Origin of the sequence: Pseudomonas gorinensis (assembly GCF_042015035.1) — a bacterium.
Taxonomy (GTDB): domain Bacteria; phylum Pseudomonadota; class Gammaproteobacteria; order Pseudomonadales; family Pseudomonadaceae; genus Aquipseudomonas; species Aquipseudomonas gorinensis.
Window position 1 is genome coordinate 2,557,842 of record NZ_CP167125.1, and the last position, 16,017, is coordinate 2,573,858.

Annotated in this window: 12 protein-coding genes; all 12 read right to left on the bottom strand. The window is 63.3% G+C overall.

All coding sequences use genetic code 11. The features are described 5' to 3' along the window. Nucleotides 1–33: 33 nt before the first annotated feature. Complete coding sequence (locus AB7933_RS11835) at nt 34–1,041, bottom strand: acyltransferase family protein (RefSeq protein ID WP_041160885.1); 1,008 nt, start codon at nt 1,039–1,041, stop codon at nt 34–36. 101 nt (nt 1,042–1,142) lie between these two features. After that, nucleotides 1,143–2,552, bottom strand: a complete 1,410-nt coding sequence (murJ, locus tag AB7933_RS11840; RefSeq protein WP_024074423.1) for a murein biosynthesis integral membrane protein MurJ — start codon at nt 2,550–2,552, stop codon at nt 1,143–1,145. Then, nucleotides 2,552–3,979: an O-antigen ligase family protein gene (locus AB7933_RS11845; protein ID WP_041161135.1), complete on the bottom strand. Its 1,428-nt coding sequence runs from the start codon at nt 3,977–3,979 to the stop codon at nt 2,552–2,554. The genes murJ and AB7933_RS11845 overlap by 1 nt, the downstream gene beginning before the upstream one ends. A gap of 2 nt (nt 3,980–3,981) precedes the next feature. Beyond that, the gene (locus AB7933_RS11850; protein WP_024074425.1) at nt 3,982–5,085 is read right to left on the bottom strand and encodes a glycosyltransferase family 4 protein; all 1,104 of its coding nucleotides are present in this window, start codon (nt 5,083–5,085) and stop codon (nt 3,982–3,984) included. Continuing rightward, on the bottom strand, nt 5,076–6,293 hold the full coding sequence (locus tag AB7933_RS11855; RefSeq protein WP_024074426.1) for a glycosyltransferase family 4 protein: 1,218 nt from the start codon (nt 6,291–6,293) through the stop codon (nt 5,076–5,078). Before AB7933_RS11855 ends, AB7933_RS11850 begins: the two co-directional genes overlap by 10 nt. An 8-nt stretch (nt 6,294–6,301) precedes the next feature. Continuing rightward, nucleotides 6,302–7,630: a cellulase family glycosylhydrolase gene (locus AB7933_RS11860; protein ID WP_024074427.1), complete on the bottom strand. Its 1,329-nt coding sequence runs from the start codon at nt 7,628–7,630 to the stop codon at nt 6,302–6,304. After that, nucleotides 7,620–8,810, bottom strand: a complete 1,191-nt coding sequence (locus AB7933_RS11865; RefSeq protein ID WP_024074428.1) for a glycosyltransferase — start codon at nt 8,808–8,810, stop codon at nt 7,620–7,622. The genes AB7933_RS11860 and AB7933_RS11865 overlap by 11 nt, the downstream gene beginning before the upstream one ends. Beyond that, nucleotides 8,810–10,801 carry a GumC family protein gene (locus tag AB7933_RS11870; RefSeq protein ID WP_024074429.1) on the bottom strand — a complete coding sequence of 664 codons (1,992 nt, stop codon included), beginning with the start codon at nt 10,799–10,801 and terminating at the stop codon, nt 8,810–8,812. Before AB7933_RS11870 ends, AB7933_RS11865 begins: the two co-directional genes overlap by 1 nt. Nucleotides 10,802–10,815: 14 nt before the next feature. Further along, the gene (locus AB7933_RS11875; protein ID WP_041160886.1) at nt 10,816–11,592 is read right to left on the bottom strand and encodes a polysaccharide biosynthesis/export family protein; all 777 of its coding nucleotides are present in this window, start codon (nt 11,590–11,592) and stop codon (nt 10,816–10,818) included. A gap of 29 nt (nt 11,593–11,621) precedes the next feature. Next, the gene (locus AB7933_RS11880) at nt 11,622–12,533 is read right to left on the bottom strand and encodes a glycosyltransferase family 2 protein (RefSeq protein WP_024074431.1); all 912 of its coding nucleotides are present in this window, start codon (nt 12,531–12,533) and stop codon (nt 11,622–11,624) included. Nucleotide 12,534: 1 nt separating this feature from the next. Then, entirely contained in the window at nt 12,535–13,995 is a 1,461-nt protein-coding gene (locus AB7933_RS11885; RefSeq protein ID WP_024074432.1) for a mannose-1-phosphate guanylyltransferase/mannose-6-phosphate isomerase, read from the bottom strand. Continuing rightward, complete coding sequence (locus tag AB7933_RS11890; protein ID WP_024074433.1) at nt 13,995–15,434, bottom strand: undecaprenyl-phosphate glucose phosphotransferase; 1,440 nt, start codon at nt 15,432–15,434, stop codon at nt 13,995–13,997. The genes AB7933_RS11885 and AB7933_RS11890 overlap by 1 nt, the downstream gene beginning before the upstream one ends. Between the last annotated feature and the right edge of the window lie 583 nt (nt 15,435–16,017).

Below are 16,017 nucleotides of genomic sequence, written 5' to 3' on the forward strand. Positions count from 1 at the left end.
AAAACCTGTGGGCGCTCGCGCCTACGGGTTTTTTTACGCCTTGCGCAGGGCAAACGGAAAGTAGAAAAACCGCAAGAACGCCACTCGCTTGATCACTTCCCCAATCAGCAACGGCGCCCCCACCGCCACCACAAACCCCACGCACGCCGCAAAAAATGCAGGCAGGCCCAGGCGCTCCATCAGGTCGAAGGTCTTGTGCTGGATTTCCCCATGGAAGATCAACAGGATCAGGGTCGACTGGCCGATGTAGGTCATCGCCCGGGTGATCAACGGCGACACCATCAGCGCCCGCGCCAATGCCCAGCACAGGTAGACGCCAATCACCGCCAGCAAGCTGGTCCATAGCCAGTGGTCGTAGCGCCGTTGCGCCAGGTCCATGGTGTCGTGGCTATAGATGAACACCGCTGCGAACAGCACCACCGAAATCAGCAGCGTCAGCAGCGAGCCCTGATGCCTGCGTAACCTGTCGCGCAGCAGGTAACCGTAAATGAAACACGTGCTGCTGATCAGGGTGATATCGAGGCTGAACGGTAAGCCGGGCAGCACCCAGGTTTGCCCTCCGACGGTGACTGGCAGTTGCCAGAAGAAGGGCAACATCCAGATGCCGATCAGCAAGGGCACCAGCATCAGCACGCAGCTCACCGCCAGCGACAGGCGTTCGATCAGCCGCAGCACGACCCAACTGAACAGGATCGCCACCCAGAAATGCGGCAGGAACCACAACGCTTGCCAGGGGATAGTCTCCACCGAGGCATACAGCACACCGCCGATATCCGGCAGCAGTGGTTGGCCACGCAGCAGGTCGCGCACGATCACGTAGGTCAGCAGGGTGAAGAAAAACGGCTTGAGCAGGCCGTCCGCCTTGCGGACCGCCATCTGCGTGAAGGCTTGCTCCGGCTTGAAAAATACCCCGGACAAAAAGAAGAACAGCGGCAGCACGAACGACGCCAGGATCGGGTACAGCAGGTCCGGGGACGAGGCGACGAACCAGCCATGGGCGTAGACGATTATCAGGATGCCAATGCCCTTGGCGATATCCATTTGAATCCAACGATGTTTCACCTGACCACCCCCTATTCATAAACCCCACATTCCTGGGAGCGCTTCGCACCCTCGAGCAAGCGTGCTCGCCACAATTGGCGTCATGCCTTGCGCCACGGCTTGAGCCACAGGCCCATGGCCAACAACACTGTGGCACCGGCCAGGGTGCCCAGCGCCAATTGCAGCCACACGCCGTCAATCCGAAACAGCCACAGCGCCGCCAGCCCCATCACCAGCGTACTGAGCAACCCGTGTCGCACCCACGGCAAGGCGCCGAGCAACCCCTGGCGCTGCATCAGCAACAACGCGGTGCCGATCACCCCGGCCAGTGCCGCCAACGGAATACCCGCCAGTCCGAACACAAAGGGCAGGGCACCCAGCAACAGCACATTGACCAGGCTGCCAAGCACCTCGCAACGCAGCGGCTGGCGCGTATCGCCAGCGGCATAGGCATACCGCGCAAGCAAGGCGTTCCATGCCCCGAACACCAGCGGCGCGGCGAACCATGCCAGCAACCAGGGCAGCGGCGAGTCGGCCGATTGCCTGGGCAACAGCAACGCCACCAGACTCGGCGCCGCGGCCACCAGGCCGACGCCAGCGGGCAGGGTCAACATGCTGGCGGTTTCCAGGCCGCGCTTGAGCAGGGCCAGGCGCTCATCGCCCTGGCGCCGGCTCATCATGCCCAGCAGCACCTGGTTGAGGCTCATCAGCGCAATCAACGGCAGGTTCATCAGCTTGCGTGCCAGGTTGACCCACGTCACCGCGCCTTCGCCCAGCAGCGACGCCACCAGCCGCTCGATCAGCGCCAGGCCCTGGCTGGCACCATTGCTCAGCAATAATGGCCCGATGCGCTGGCCCAACTCCCGCAGCGGTGCAACCGACAACTGCCAGCGCCACGGTCGCCAGCCCTGGCGCCACACCGAGGGCAACAGCGCCAACGGCATCAACAGGCTGCCCGCCAGGCACGCCAGGGCCAGCGTGTGCGGCTGCGTCGAGGTGCCTGCCAGGGCTAGATAAATCACCGGCGGCAGGTTGAACAGCAGCGAGCCCAGCCCCGCCAGCACAAAGCGCTCGCTGGCCTGCAACGGAATACTGAACAACCCATGCAACATCAGCCCAGGCACGCACCAGGCGACAATCTGCAGGTTACTGCCAGCCAGCGTCGTGGCGCTCGCCGCCAACCCCGGGCCCAGTACCTGCACCAGCCAGGGCGCCAGCAGCGTCAGCAGCAGGCTGGTGCACAGGGCAATCAGCAGCAGCGCTGGGAACAATGCCGCCAGCCAAGCCAGCCGCTCAGCGGCCTTGCGCGCCAGGTACAGCGGCAGTGCGGCGGCACTTAACACGCCCCCGGCCAACGACATGCGCAACGCCTCGGGCAAGAACAGCGCGATCAGGAACGCATCGCTGCGCTCCCCTGCGCCCCAGGCCGCCACCAACAACCATTCGCGGGCGAACCCCAGGCACAGGCCGAGCAAGGTCGCCAGGGTCAGCCACGCCGCAGAGCCGAGCATCAGGGACGCACGCCATCGAGCAGCGGCTTGCGATAAGCCACGCCCTTGAGCGGCGGCAGGCGCGCCGGAAACAACCGGCGCGCCTCCAGCACATTGATCCCCACCATCAGCCAGAACAACGCCACCATCACCACCGCAAAGCTGAAGTAGTGGTCAAACAAGCCGCTGACCAGCGCTGAGAGAATCCCGGCGGTGGTGCCTAACCACAGCGCATTGTCCTTGGTCAGGCGGATCGGGCCTTTTTCCGGGCGAGCTTCGCGCCACCAGCGCACGGTCACGGCGACAAACAGCAACATGCCCACCAGGCCGATCTTGTAGATGTAGTTCAGCCACAGGTTGGAGATCCCCAGCAGGTGCGTGCCCGGCACCGGTGGGTCGACCTTGAAGCCGATACCCAGCGGGTACGCGGCAACCGCCTGGGGGAACAGGCGGTATTCATCGAAACGCACTTCGGTACTGGCGTTGTCCGATGAGAAAATCGTCGCCAGGCGCTCCTGCAACGGCGGATACGCCATCACCAGCGCCACCGTCAGCGCCGCGCCGATCATCAACAGGCGGCCGGTATACGGCACGCGACGCGTGGCCATCCACATCAGCACCAACGCCAGGCTGACCATCGCCCCCCGACTGCTGGCCAACAGCAACGCGGCCGCGCCGAGGCACGCCACAGCCAGGCCCAGTGCGCGTTTCCAGCCTTGTTCAGTCATGCCATAGCAGAACGCCAACGGCAGCAGCAACGCCATGATCCCGCCGATGGCATTCGGGTGAGTCCACGGCGAGCCCATGCGCGATGACATGGCCTCCAGGCCGAACTTCAACATGTCGTAGTTGGCGTAGTTGAACAGCCCCAGGAGCGGCGCAATCCCCGCCCCCGAACGTGTGCGCACGAACACCGCAATCGACAGCACCAGCATCGCCAGGGTGCCCAGCAGCAAGGCGATCACCAGGGATTCACGCTGCTTCTGGTCCACCAGCAATTTGGCGGCAAGGAACACCCCGGACAGGTTCAACAGCCAACGCAGCCAGTTGGCCAGGCCGCTGGCATCGGCGTGGGTGATGACCTGGCCGACGATAAACGGGAACACGCTGAACAGCATCAGCCCCAGCAGCATCTGGTCGGTGGGCCGCCGCGCCAAACCGGGGGGGGCGGGCAGGCGCGACAGAAACCCGTGCCACATCACCGCGCCCCAGGTCAGGGCCAGGATCGCCTCGCTGACGGTGGTGCGAATGCCCAGGTTGACCGTCGAGTACGGCATGAAGGTTGCCATCGCGGCGAACAGCAGCAGGCCCCAGAGCGGAAAACGCAAGATGGTCACCGCCGCCGCCAGGCCGATCACTGCGAGAAAGGCCTTGGCCGGTGACAACAGCAGGGCCAGGGCGCCGAACAGCACGCCAAAGAGGACGGCGACGAGACCGGTCAGGTTCAGCCTCACGTCAATTCCTCGATCAATTCGGCGAGGCGCTGGCGATAGGCATGCTGATTGAAGCGCGCAGCCCATTGACGCCGCTGCTCGGGTGGCTCTTCATCGGGCCGCTCGGCCAGCGTCACCATCAACTGCACCAGCGCCGGTGCATCGGTGGGCGAAAAACGCGGCGCCGACGGCGGGGTGATTTCATCCAGTGAGGTACCGCTGGCCACGGCCACCGGCGTGCCGACGCTCAGGGCTTCGATCACCGGCAAGCCAAAGCCTTCGGCATAGGACGGCTGCCACAGGCGCGACGCCTGGCGGTACAGCGCCTGCAACTCGGCATCCGACACGCCGCTCAAGGCGCGAACCCCCGGCAAGCTGCGCTGGGCCTCGGGCAAATGATCGAGGCTGCCCACCAGTACCAGCTCAGGCACGCCAGGGGATTGGCGGCGCGCCTGCAGCCAGGCGTCCACCAGGAACGGTACGTTCTTACGCAGTTCCCGGGTGCCCACCAGCAGCCAGTAGCGTTCGGGCAGTTGGCGGGCGGCCAGGTCCGCCGCCCGTTCGGTAAAGCCATCGACCTGGTTGGGCAGCACACGAACCTTGCCCGCCGCGTTGGGAAATAACCGCACGGTTTCATCGGTGCTGTACTGCGACGGTGTCCACACCCGGTCAGCGCTGTGGACTGCGTAGGCAATCGACAGGCGATCGCTGGTCTTGTAGATCAGCGCCTTCAAGCGGTTGGCGTGGTAGTTGTCCAAGGTGATCTGGAACAGGTCATGCAGCAGCACCACCGTGCGCAACCCCCTGGGCTTGGGCGGCAGTGGCAGGCCCATATTGAAGGTGCTGATGTACACATCGATGTGCTGTTCACGTAATGCCCGGGGCAAAAAGCCGGCTTCGAAACGCAGGCGATTGTGCGGCTGGTGCATCGCGGTCTTGGCGCAGCCCCAGTCGGGGCAGTGGGCCTGCAAGCGGGTTTGATCGCCCAGCGGCGCCACGGTAAAGCGTTCCAGCTCGATACCCGGCAGCGTGCGCAGGGCGCTTTCCAGCGCATACACCTGGCGACTGATGCCCGATTGCGGCGAGGTGCCGACGGTGCGGTAATCCAGGCCTACGCGCATGCGGGCTCCTTTTGATTCAGCGGCGACAGCGTGGCGTACACCTTTTCCAATTGGCTGGCGGCGACGCTCCAGTCATGGGCGCGGCGCACGTAGGTGCGGCCGGCTTCCCCCATGGGCGCGGCAGCGCCGGGAAATTGCAGCAGGCGCACCACGGCATCCGCCAGGCTGGTCGCGCTTTGCCCGCCGAGGTAATCCAACCCCTCTACCAGATCGAGGCCCGACACGCCCTGATCGGTGCTCGCCAACGGCAACCCGGCCGCGAGCGCCTCCAACACCTTGAGCTTGGAGCCGCCGCCATGACGCAACGGCGCGAGAAACACCGAACAGCTCGATTGCAGGGCCAGCAGGTTCGGCACAAAGCCTTGCCATTCGATACGCGGGTCCTGCCAGCGTTCGCGCCAGCGTGTGGGCATGCCGAAACCACACACGCTCATGCGCGCGTCCGGGCAGTGCTCCCAGACCTTGGGCAGGATCTCATCCAGCGCCCACTCAATCGCATCCACATTGGGGGCGTATTCATAGTTGCCGAGGAACAGCACGCGACGCGCCGACGGGTCGGGCCGGGCGCTGGCGAAGTATTGGCAGTCCACGCCATTGACCACCACGGGCACCGGCTTGCCAGCGATTTTTTCCAGGACCTGGGCATCGCTGTCGGTCACCGCCACTACCTGCGTTGCCTGGCGCATCACCCGGCGTTCCCAGCGGGTGTAGCGCCATTGGTCGTAGCGAATAAACGGCAGCGCCCATCGCGGCAAGCGGTCGTAGGTCGCCGCACCCAGGGCCGATTCGACATTGTGTTCGGTCAGTACAAAGGGTTGGGACTTTCGCGCCAGCGCCTCTTCATAGGGCTGGAAGCTGTAGCTGTGCTCGATCTGCACCACGTCCCAATGTTCATTGAGCAATTGGCTGAAGGTGTCCTGCAAGGCTCCCGACAGGCCATTCACGCTCGCCAGCAACGGGTAGGGCGCCAACAATCCGGCCACCAGGGTCTTCACGCTGCGCAATGGGCGGCGCGGCAGGATGATCAGTTGTTCGAGGAAGGCTTCCAGCACCTGGCGATCGGCCAGCGACACCGGGTGCTTGTCATGCAGCAGCAAGGTGATCCGATGCCCGCGCGCCGCCAGGCTGAGCAACAGGTGGAACTGGCGCGTCTTGCCGCCGCTGGTGGCGGGCCAGGGCGAGTAGGGCAGGATCCATAAAATGCGCATGGCTGGCCTCAATCCCATAACAGAATTTGCAGGTTTGGCTTGACCGGGAGGGTCAGCCCATTGGTGCCGCTCACCGGGGTTTGCGTGCCGCGCAGCGGGTCGTAGAGGGTTGCACTGGCAAGGTTTGGCAGGTGTGCGTTACCCCCCTGGGCCGACCAGAAGAACCACAGCTTGCGCCCGTCGGCGCGGGTCCAGCCGATGCTGAACAGACCGTCGGGCCATGCGTCGGTGGTGGGCGGGTCGCCGGGGGTGAGCGTTGGCCCGCTGACCTCGAGGAACTGTTTCAAGGCGGTGTAGACCGGCTTGGGGTTGGCGTCGATGTCGAGCAAACCATAAGACTGATCGCGCACGCTGGCGCGCGGGTCGAGGTCGCTCAAGGTAAACAGGAAGGTTCGGTCGTAATCCAGCGCGCTCATCAGCGCCAGGCGGCGCACCACGTAATCCGCTTGGCCTTGGAGGGTAACGAGGTCCTGGGCGTCTTTGGGCCCGGTGTAGGTTGACCAGCCCCATTCGGTGCTCCACAGGGTTTGCACGCCGCTGTTTCGCAGGGCCTGGTTGAGCGCGCGGGTCTTGGCGATAAAGTCCAGGTTGGCGGGGTCGTTGCCCTCGGGCAATTGGGTGTAGGGGTGATAGGCGATCACCGTGTTCAAACTTGCGACGCCCAGGGCACCGAGGGCGCTGAACAGGTTCTGGCCGTTGGGCATTTCACCGAAGAACGCCATGCCGGCGGCCACCACCGGTTTATTCGGGTCGACCGCCCTTAGCGCGGCGGCGGTGGCGGTAAGCAGTGTGGCGTAGCCGGCCGGGTCTGCCGCAGGGCGCCAGAAACCCAGCAGGTTCGGCTCGTTCCACACCTGCCAGGCGTCGACGCTGGGGTAACGCTGGGCCAGCAGCGCCATGCGTTTGGCGAATACGTTCGGGTCTTTGGGCGGGTACTGGTCCTGGTAAGGCGCACCGGCGGGCGCGGTGGTGGCGAAGGGTGCCGAACCGACCAGGTAGAACACCGACTTGAGTTGGTTGTCTTGCAGCTTGCCGACCAGTTGATCCAGCGTCGCGACCTGGTACTGGTTCTCGGCCGGCTCCAGTTGGTCCCAATGCAGGTCAAGGCGCACCCACTCCAGCCCGAGCGCCTTGAGGCGGTCGATCTGCTTCTGGTAACGCTCAGGGGCAAACCACAGGAACTGCGCGTTCACTCCCAGGAAGTCCTTCCACACCACCACCTTGCTGCCCTTGAGCACATGGCTCTCGGCGTCGGCCTGGCGGTCCCACAAAAACGCGCTCAGGCCCAGGGCGGCGACCACGGCCAGGGTGGCAAGGCAGGTACGTTTACGCGCCATGGTCGGCTCCTGCAACGGCCTCATCGAACAGCTGTACAAACTTTTGCGCGGTCAACGGCCACAGGCGCTCGCGGCCGATTTCCCCGGCGCGTTCGGCCCAGTCCCGAGCCAGCGACGGCGTGTGTGCCAGGCGCAACAATTGCGCGCTCAGCGCGGCCACATCGCCCTGGGGATAGATCGCCCCGTTGCCGCTGGCGACTTCTTCGGCAAACGCCCGCGCATCCGACGTGATCGCGCCGCGCCCACAGGCGGCCGCCCAGGACAACGCGCCACTGGTGCCACGCTGGCGCCCCAGCAGCCCGAGTTTTTTCGATTCGCGATAGGGCAGCACCATCACATGGTGCGCCTGGATCGTCTGGGCAATCTCGCTGGCCGGCAGGTTCAGTCGCCAGTCGATGGTTCCCGCCAGGCCGAGGTCGGCGATCTGGCGGGTCAGTTGCTCCAGGTAATTGCCGCCTGCGCCAAATGCCATTTCGGCGGCGGTGCCACCGGCCAGGGTCAGGCGAATACGCTCACGCCTTTGGGGGGCTTGCTGGAACACGGCGGCCAAGGCCTGCAACAAGTCCTCAATACCTTTGCCTCGGTAGATAAAACCGAAATACAGCAGGCGCAGTGTCTCCAGCGGCGGCAAAGGGGCCGCGGCAATGGACAGGTTGGCATGGTTGATCACCGCCACTTTACCCGCCGGCAGTTGCATGCGTTGGCTCAGGCACTCGGCGCCCAGTCGGGTCAGGGTCACCAGGCGGGTCAGGCCCTGGGCAACCTGGCGTTCTTCGCGCAAGGTCAACGGGTCTGCCAGCACCACGGCCGCCTGCGGCAAGGGGCTGGGCAAACGTGCCAGCAGGTTGAGCGGGAAGGGCAGGTGCTCACGCCGCCAGACCAGGCGTTCCGGGTCGTGCACGGTGGCGGTCAGTGCCAGGTGGGGGTAGGCCCGGCGCAGTGCGCGCAGGGCCAGGAACTCGCCCAGTCGTCCACCGCCCAATTCGGCGTGGACCAGGTCCACCCGGCGCCAGTCGAACGCGGCGACGGCCTGCCGGATCGCTTCGCCAGTGCCGGCCACGCCGCTCAACGGGGTCAACACCTCCACACCCAACTGCTCCAGTGCCGTCTTGAAATGGTTCGCGTAGTCGGCGATCCCGTTTTTTTCCGGCGGCAAAGGTGCGAGCAGGGCGATGCGCATCAGAGTGCCCCCTGGTACTTGGCGATGGTTTGAAGCACCTTGGCCGGTACTTCGAATTTACGCCGGTTGATGATGATGCCGTCGACTTTGCCGAATGCGGTATTGAGGATCGACAGCGCATGCTCCACCACCGGCACCGTGCTTTTCTGCGCTTCCACCACCAACGCGATCAGGTCCGCGCGCCGCAGCGTGATGAACGCGTCGCGGTTGTCCAGCAGCGCCGAGGCATCCAGCAGCACCACCTCACCAGGCGCCGCCGGCTCCACGCCGCCGACGCGTACGCTGATGCCGTTTTCCTGCAGCAATCGGCGCAATTGCTCCACCACGAACGTCACCCCCTCGCCGTGGCGCGCCGAGGTCAGCCCCAGGGTCATGCCGTGTTCGGCGATGCGCTCCAGTTGCAGCAAACCGTACAGCCGGTAGATGCTCGCATTGAACGCGTTGGTGCTTTGCGCGGTGCTGGTGTCCAGCTCCGGCAGGGTGGTCCATAGCGGCAGGCCGAACTTGCGTTCTACCAGGCCGCCGTCGTGGATGCGCTGGTCGAGCAGGTAGCACAGGTAGATCACCAGCAGGCCGACGACGATGGCGAACGGGATCGCCAACACCAACATCATCAGGGTTTTCGGGAAGATGCGGCCGGGGTTCAAGGTGGCTTCTTCGATCACCGCGATGTTGCTGATCTGGCTGTTGTCCAACTCACGGTCGATGCGCGATTTTTCCAGGTTATCCACGTACAGCGCATAGTTGCGTTCGGTGGCACTCAGCTCGCGGGCCAGGCGGGCCAGTTCCGGTTCGATCTCCAGGGCTTGCTTGCGCTGGCCTTCAAGGTTTGCCAGGTGTTTCTGTTGCTGCACCAGCTGGGTACGCAACGCCAGGTTGTTGCTCGACTCATCCAGCAGCACCCGCTGCAGGTGGATTTCCAGGGTGTTGGGCGCACGGTTTTCCGAGCTTTGCACCGTGTTGCTTTCGCCTGCGACCTGGGCCTGCATCGCGCGTATCGAGGCATCCAGGGCTTTGACCGGCGGCGCGTTATCCGTGTAGGTGCGCATCATGTCGGCCCGTTCCAGCAGCTTCTGGTTCAGCAGGCGACGCAAATCCTGCTGCTGCGGGTTCAGTGCGATCTGGCGCACCGTGGTCACTTCCTTGGGCTGGGTCTTGAGCTGAGCGCGGGTGCTGGCGATGGCGCTGTCGGAGGAAGCGATCAGGCGCGTGGTATTGAACACTTCGCCGCGCAGCACGTTGATGCGTTCGGACAAGTCTTCCAGGCGGTCGGTGATGCTCGCCGCGCCGATCTGGTTCAAATGCGTAAGGATCTGTTGCTTGTAGCGCTTGATCTCGGCGGCGCTGGTGGACACCTGGCCCTCATAGAAGGTGTACAGGCTCTTGCGCCCCAGGGCCTGGGTACGCTCGTTGATGTAGGTCTCGACCCAAGCCTTGACCACCGCCTGGGCGATGTGCGGGTCGCCCCAGGTAAAGGTGATGTCCATTACCGTGGAGCCGGCGGCGTGGCTCACCTCAAAGCTCTTTTCCAGGCCGGCGGCCAGGCGTTCCACCGCGGTGGTTTTTTCAATCACACCCACGGTTTCCAGTACCACGCGCAGGCCATCGAACACCGCGCCCACGCCCTCCTTGATGTAATGCTTGGTGCGCTTCCAGAAACCCTCCGGCGGTGGCGCGTTGTTGATCACTTCCAGGTAGTGCTCGGCCACCGCGCGCACGATCGGGCGCCCGGTCAGCAGGCGTTCCTCGTCGACAATCGGGTCGCGCTGGGTGCTGGGCATCACCAACGCCTGGCGGTTGCTGATCTCGATCGGCAGGGTCGAGTCACGTCCTGGCTTGACCAGCAGGCGCGCGGTGGATTCGTACTTGGCTGGCAGTAAAAAAGCGCCCAGCAGGATGATCACCAGCGCGGCAATCGCGGCCAGTTTGAACTCACGCCGGAAGATGAAGAACAGGCGCAGCAGGTCACGAAAAGAACGGATCTCGATCATGGGATGTCGCTCCTTCAGTTACTGCCGCTGCTGGTTCGGGTGTAGTTGTAGCCAACCCCAATGGACTTGGTGAACGGGATCAGTTGGTTCATGTAGGTATCCACTCCCTGGATGCGTTCGCCGACGTTGGATTTGGGCACGAACACCACGTCGCCGCGTTGCAGGGCTACGGGTTTGCGCCCGCTGGTGCCGGTCTTGAGGAACTGGCTGAAGTCCAGGAAGTAGGCGTGGTAGGCGCCTTGGGCGTCTTCGCGCAGCAGCGCGACCATGCTCGCGTTGCCGGCCTGGCTGACACCGCCCGCACCGACAATCGCCTGTTCCAGGGTATTGGCCGTGGCGATCTGTACCGCCGTGGGGTTGTTCACCGCGCCGCCGACGATTACCGAGTTGCCCGGCGCCTGGTTGATATTCACTGTCACGCGTGGCTCGCGGTACACCGGCGCCAGGCGTTCAGTCAGTTCCTCTGCCACCTCGGCGGGCGTACGCCGCGCCACCTGGATCGGCCCCAGGAACGGGTAGTTGATCTTGCCGTCGTTCTGCACCGTGTACAGCGTCAGCTCGTAGATCGTGCTGACGTTGAACGCCGACAGGGTCGGCATCTCACCGGCATCACGCACGATGCGCAACTGGTCGCCGACGCGAATGCGTTCCACCGCCGGCGGCAATTGGGCGAGCTGCTCGAGGGCGCGCTTGCCGTCTTCGACGGTCTGGTCGTCCGGTGGCACGATACGCGCGGGAGTGTTGCAGGCGGCCAGGGCCATCAAGGCCAGGACGAGCATGGTGCGTTTCATCAAGGGGAACCTCCTGTAGGTCATGATGCTCACCTCCAATAGCCGGGGAACATGCTGATGCGCCGCTTGAGGGCGACAGGGAGGCGGCGCTCCAGTTGGCCCAGCCGATAACCGAGCAACTTGAACGCACTGCGCACCAGGACTTCGGGGACGCGGTGCAAGGCATCGGCCTTGCGCAAGGCCGCCAGCTCGGCCAGTACATAGCGTTTACCTTCACCGCCGGCATCGCCGAAGGCCTCGCGGATCCACGGCTCGCGACCGTAGAACACGCCGATGTCGAAGTAGCGGTGAAACTCATCCATCAGCCGGTAGTCGTGGGAGTGGTACACCCGCGCCGTGGCGGCGTAGTGCACTTTGTAACCGTCGAGCAGCAGGCGTGCCGCCACAAACGCGTCTTCGCTGCCGATCACATCCACAGGGAAGCCGCCGACCGCCTCCAGGGCGCTGCGCCGGTACACGGAAAACGAGTCGGAGCTGAAGCAGGTCTTGATCCCCAGTTCCGGCGCGTCGGCCAGGCTCTTGCTGCGGCTCTGGGGCGGGTAGTTGAAGTGCCGCGACTGCGCGCCCAGCACACCGGCGTCGGGGTGTGGTAATTGGCGGCCGTAGGCCACGCCGTTGAGCGGGTCTTCCTGCAACTCGTGCAGCAGATTAGCGAAGGTCTGCGGGTCGGCGGGAATTGCGTCCTGGGTCATCACGATCAATGCGTCGCCGTCCACCTGTTCACTGGCCCAGCGTCGCGTGCCGCCATGGTTGAACGTGCTGGCGTCGATCACCTCGACCCGCGCGCCAAACGCCTGAAAGCGCGCCGCGGTGTCATCGCTGGAGGCACTGTCCACCACCAGCATCTCGTCCGGTTGCAGGGTTTGCATCGTCAGGGCGGGCAACAGGCGCGCCAAATGACTGGAGGCGTTGCGGGTCGGGATGATCAATGCGGTGCGCATATCATTTGTTCACGTCGAGGGGCGCGCGCCCGTAGATGTCATCGAAGCGCACGATATCGTCCTCCCCCAGGTACTCGCCGCTCTGCACCTCGATCATCACCAGGTCGATGATGCCCGGGTTGCTCAAACGGTGTTTGTGCCCGGCCGGGATGTAGGTCGACTCGTTGGCGTTGATCAAGAACTCGCGCTCGCCATTGGTGATCTGTGCCGCGCCGCTGACCACCACCCAGTGCTCGCTGCGGTGGTGGTGCATCTGCAACGACAACGATGCCAGGGGCTTGACCACGATGCGCTTGATCTTGAAGCGGGGGCTTTCCTCCAGAACGGTATAGGTGCCCCACGGCCGCGTCACGGTACGGTGCAAGCTGTACGCCGGGTGGTTCTGGCGCTTGAGTTCGGCGACGATGTAGCGCACATCCTGGCTGCGATGGGCGTCTGCGATCAGCAGCGCGTCGGGGGTGTCGACGATGATCAGGTCGCGCACGCCCACCGCGCCCAATACACGCTTGGGCGAGTCGATGTAGCAGTTGTGCACGTCGTGCAGGATCGCTTCGCCATTGACCTGGTTGCCCTGGGCGTCATTGGGGGTGAGTTGGCGCAGGGCTTCCCAGGAGCCGATGTCGCTCCAGCCGATGTCGCAAGGCACCACGGCCACGTGCTGGGATTTCTCCATCAGTGCCACGTCGATGGAAATGTCCGGTGCGCTGCCGAAGGCATCGGCGTCCAGCTCTCGCTGGCGCGAGGTTTTATTCTGCAGGCTTTGGCTATGCGCCAGCGCAGCGCTGGCCGCTTCCAGGACGTCGGGAGCATAGGTCGTCAGTTCGTTGATCAGGGTGCTGGCCTTGAAGCAGAACATCCCGGCGTTCCACAGGTGCTTGCCACCGTCGAGGTAGGCCTGGGCCGTGGCCAGGTCGGGTTTCTCGACAAAGCGTTTGACGCGATACCCGGCACTCAAGGCCTCGCCTTGCTCGATGTAGCCAAAGCCCGTCTCGGGGCGATCGGGCTGGATACCGAAGGTCACCAGGTAGCCGGCTTCAGCCAGCTCGCGGGCCTGGCTCACGGCGGCGGCGAACGCGGTTTCATTGAGGATCAAGTGGTCGGCGGGCATGACCAGCAACGGCGCGTCGTCGCCGAAATGCTCCTGTACATGCAGTGCCGCCACGGCAATCGCGGCGGCCGTGTTGCGACCGAACGGCTCCAGCAACAGGTCCAGGGGCAGGTGCGCCTTGTTCACCAGCCGGTAGTCATCGAGGGTGCGAAACAGCAGATCGCGGTTGGTGACCGTGAGTACGCTCTGCACGCCGGGCAGGCGGCTGGCGCGCTGGAAGGTTTTCTGCAACAGGCTCTGGCCATCGCGCATGCGCATGAAGGGTTTGGGCATGTTCTGCCGCGACACCGGCCACAGCCGCGTGCCCGAACCACCGGAAATGATGCAGGGAATTAATCCGTCGAGGGGATTCATCAATAGACTTCCTTGGTGGAAAGGACGGCCGGGACCGTCATGAAGACGATGTACAAGTCAAACCACACCGACCACTTGGAGATGTACTCCAGGTCGTACTCGACACGTTTCTGGATCTTGAACAGCGTGTCGGTCTCACCGCGGTAGCCGTTGATCTGCGCCCAGCCGGTGATTCCAGGCTTGACCCGGTGCCGCGAGCTGTATTCGCTCACCGCCACTTCGAAGGGAATACCGGCGGCCTTGGTGGCCGTGGCGTGGGGGCGCGGGCCAACGATCGACATGTTGCCCAGCAGTACGTTGAACAACTGCGGCAGCTCGTCGATGCTGGTCTTGCGGATAATGCGTCCGACCCGGGTGATACGTGGGTCGTGACGGGTGGTCTGGCGTTCGGCGGTGAAGTCGCTCTGGTCGGTGTACATCGAGCGGAACTTGAATACGCGGATTTCGTTGTCGTTGTAGCCAAATCGATTCTGGCGAAACAGCACCGGGCCCCTGGAGTCGAGCTTGATCGCAATCGCGGTTGCCAGCATCAACGGTGACAGCACCACCAGCGCCAGGCTTGCCAACAGGCAGTCTTCCAGGCGCTTGATCACCGGCGACCAACCGCGCAGTGGCAACTGCGAGGTGTTGAACATCAGGATGCCACCCACTTCGCTGATGCGGCTGTGGCCATAGCGCAAGGCGGCCATGTCGGGCACTAGCATCACGTTCACCGACATCTGGCGCAGGCGATTGACCAGCCCATGGATACGCTGTTCGGCCGCCCAGGGCAGGCAAATCATGACCTGGTTGACCTGCTCGGCGCGGATCAGCTTTTCCAGCTCGCGGGTGTTGCCCAGCAAGGGCAGGTTGCTCAACGATTTGGGAATGCGCTCGGTACGGTCATCGATAAAGCCGATCAGGCCCGAGCGGATATCGCCGTTGCGTTGCAGGTGATCGGCGACGTGCACGGCGGTATCGGTGAAACCCAGGATCACCGTGCGTTGCAGGTACATGCCGTGGCGCATCAGCTGGCGGTACAGGCGCAGCATGAGCAGGCGCTCAAGGCAGAACAGCCCCAGGCTGGTGATGTACCAATACACCAGGTTGCGCGGGGTCAGTTGCGGGAAAAACTGCAGGATCTGGTACATGAACAGCAGGATGCAAAACGCTGCCGACCAGGCCTTTATCTTGGTGCGCAAGCGCAGTCGATTGCTGAACAGTTCCTCGGAATAAATACCGAGAGCCTGGAACAGAATAATGGTCAGGATCGCGAAAAACAGCAGCAGGCCGAGAAAGTGGGAGCGCAGTTCAGGGGCCATCGGGTCGATGAAAAATACCAGCACCAACGGCGGCAGGATAGCCGTCAGGCCATGGATCGATTTGACGAAAACAACAAAAAATTCAACAAAACCCGCACGTGTTAAAAACAAGCTGTCGACGGACGACGTCTCTGGCATAAAACATCCCTCATTGCACTCCAGACTTCTCTGTTCGGTTCTTTATTCAATAAGGCGGCGGGCCACTTTATTGAGGGAACGTCGAACGACGGCAACTCTGGATAAAACGCAACCGCCCATTCATATGAGTGGAATGTGCGGGGTGGTGACTAAAGGAGTGGTCCCTTTGTGTGCTATGTCAACGAATTGACGATGTTGCGGAAGTGTTGTGATAGACGCTTTAGGCGATATTCTTTTGGCATTTTATTGACGATCCTTGTCCAGGCACTCGGTCATGGCGTGTGTTTTTGAGTGTAGGAACAAATGTGAGATTTTTCCTGTTTAACGCGAGAACCTTTTCCAAAGAGAGGTAGGAAAAGGGGACAAGTTTGGGTTGATCAGGAGCACAAAGTGCCCAACCGCCGGGCTTTCGTTGGTTCGGAAGTTGTCTGCGGAACTTACGCTTAAATGATGCGGTTCATCCAGGAAGTTGTCCTGGGAAGCGGTGCCCACTGTTTGATAATAGTGTTTGGCGAACAGGTGAGTGCCCGGCAGTGTGAGCGTCCGAACGTTATTCATGCTGTAGTCGATGACCCGTACGTGC

Excerpts from the sequence above, each read along its gene's own strand:
- AB7933_RS11850 (WP_024074425.1), bottom strand. The coding sequence starts at position 5,085 with ATGCGCGTAGGCCTGGATTACCGCACCGTCGGCACCTCGCCGCAATCG.
- AB7933_RS11885 (WP_024074432.1), bottom strand. The coding sequence starts at position 13,995 with ATGAATCCCCTCGACGGATTAATTCCCTGCATCATTTCCGGTGGTTCG.
- AB7933_RS11865 (WP_024074428.1), bottom strand. The coding sequence starts at position 8,810 with ATGCGCATCGCCCTGCTCGCACCTTTGCCGCCGGAAAAAAACGGGATC.
- AB7933_RS11880 (WP_024074431.1), bottom strand. The coding sequence starts at position 12,533 with ATGCGCACCGCATTGATCATCCCGACCCGCAACGCCTCCAGTCATTTG.
- AB7933_RS11835 (WP_041160885.1), bottom strand. The coding sequence starts at position 1,041 with ATGGATATCGCCAAGGGCATTGGCATCCTGATAATCGTCTACGCCCAT.
- AB7933_RS11855 (WP_024074426.1), bottom strand. The coding sequence starts at position 6,293 with ATGCGCATTTTATGGATCCTGCCCTACTCGCCCTGGCCCGCCACCAGC.
- AB7933_RS11890 (WP_024074433.1), bottom strand. The coding sequence starts at position 15,434 with ATGCCAGAGACGTCGTCCGTCGACAGCTTGTTTTTAACACGTGCGGGT.
- AB7933_RS11870 (WP_024074429.1), bottom strand. The coding sequence starts at position 10,801 with ATGATCGAGATCCGTTCTTTTCGTGACCTGCTGCGCCTGTTCTTCATC.
- AB7933_RS11875 (WP_041160886.1), bottom strand. The coding sequence starts at position 11,592 with ATGAAACGCACCATGCTCGTCCTGGCCTTGATGGCCCTGGCCGCCTGC.
- murJ (WP_024074423.1), bottom strand. The coding sequence starts at position 2,552 with ATGCTCGGCTCTGCGGCGTGGCTGACCCTGGCGACCTTGCTCGGCCTG.
- AB7933_RS11860 (WP_024074427.1), bottom strand. The coding sequence starts at position 7,630 with ATGGCGCGTAAACGTACCTGCCTTGCCACCCTGGCCGTGGTCGCCGCC.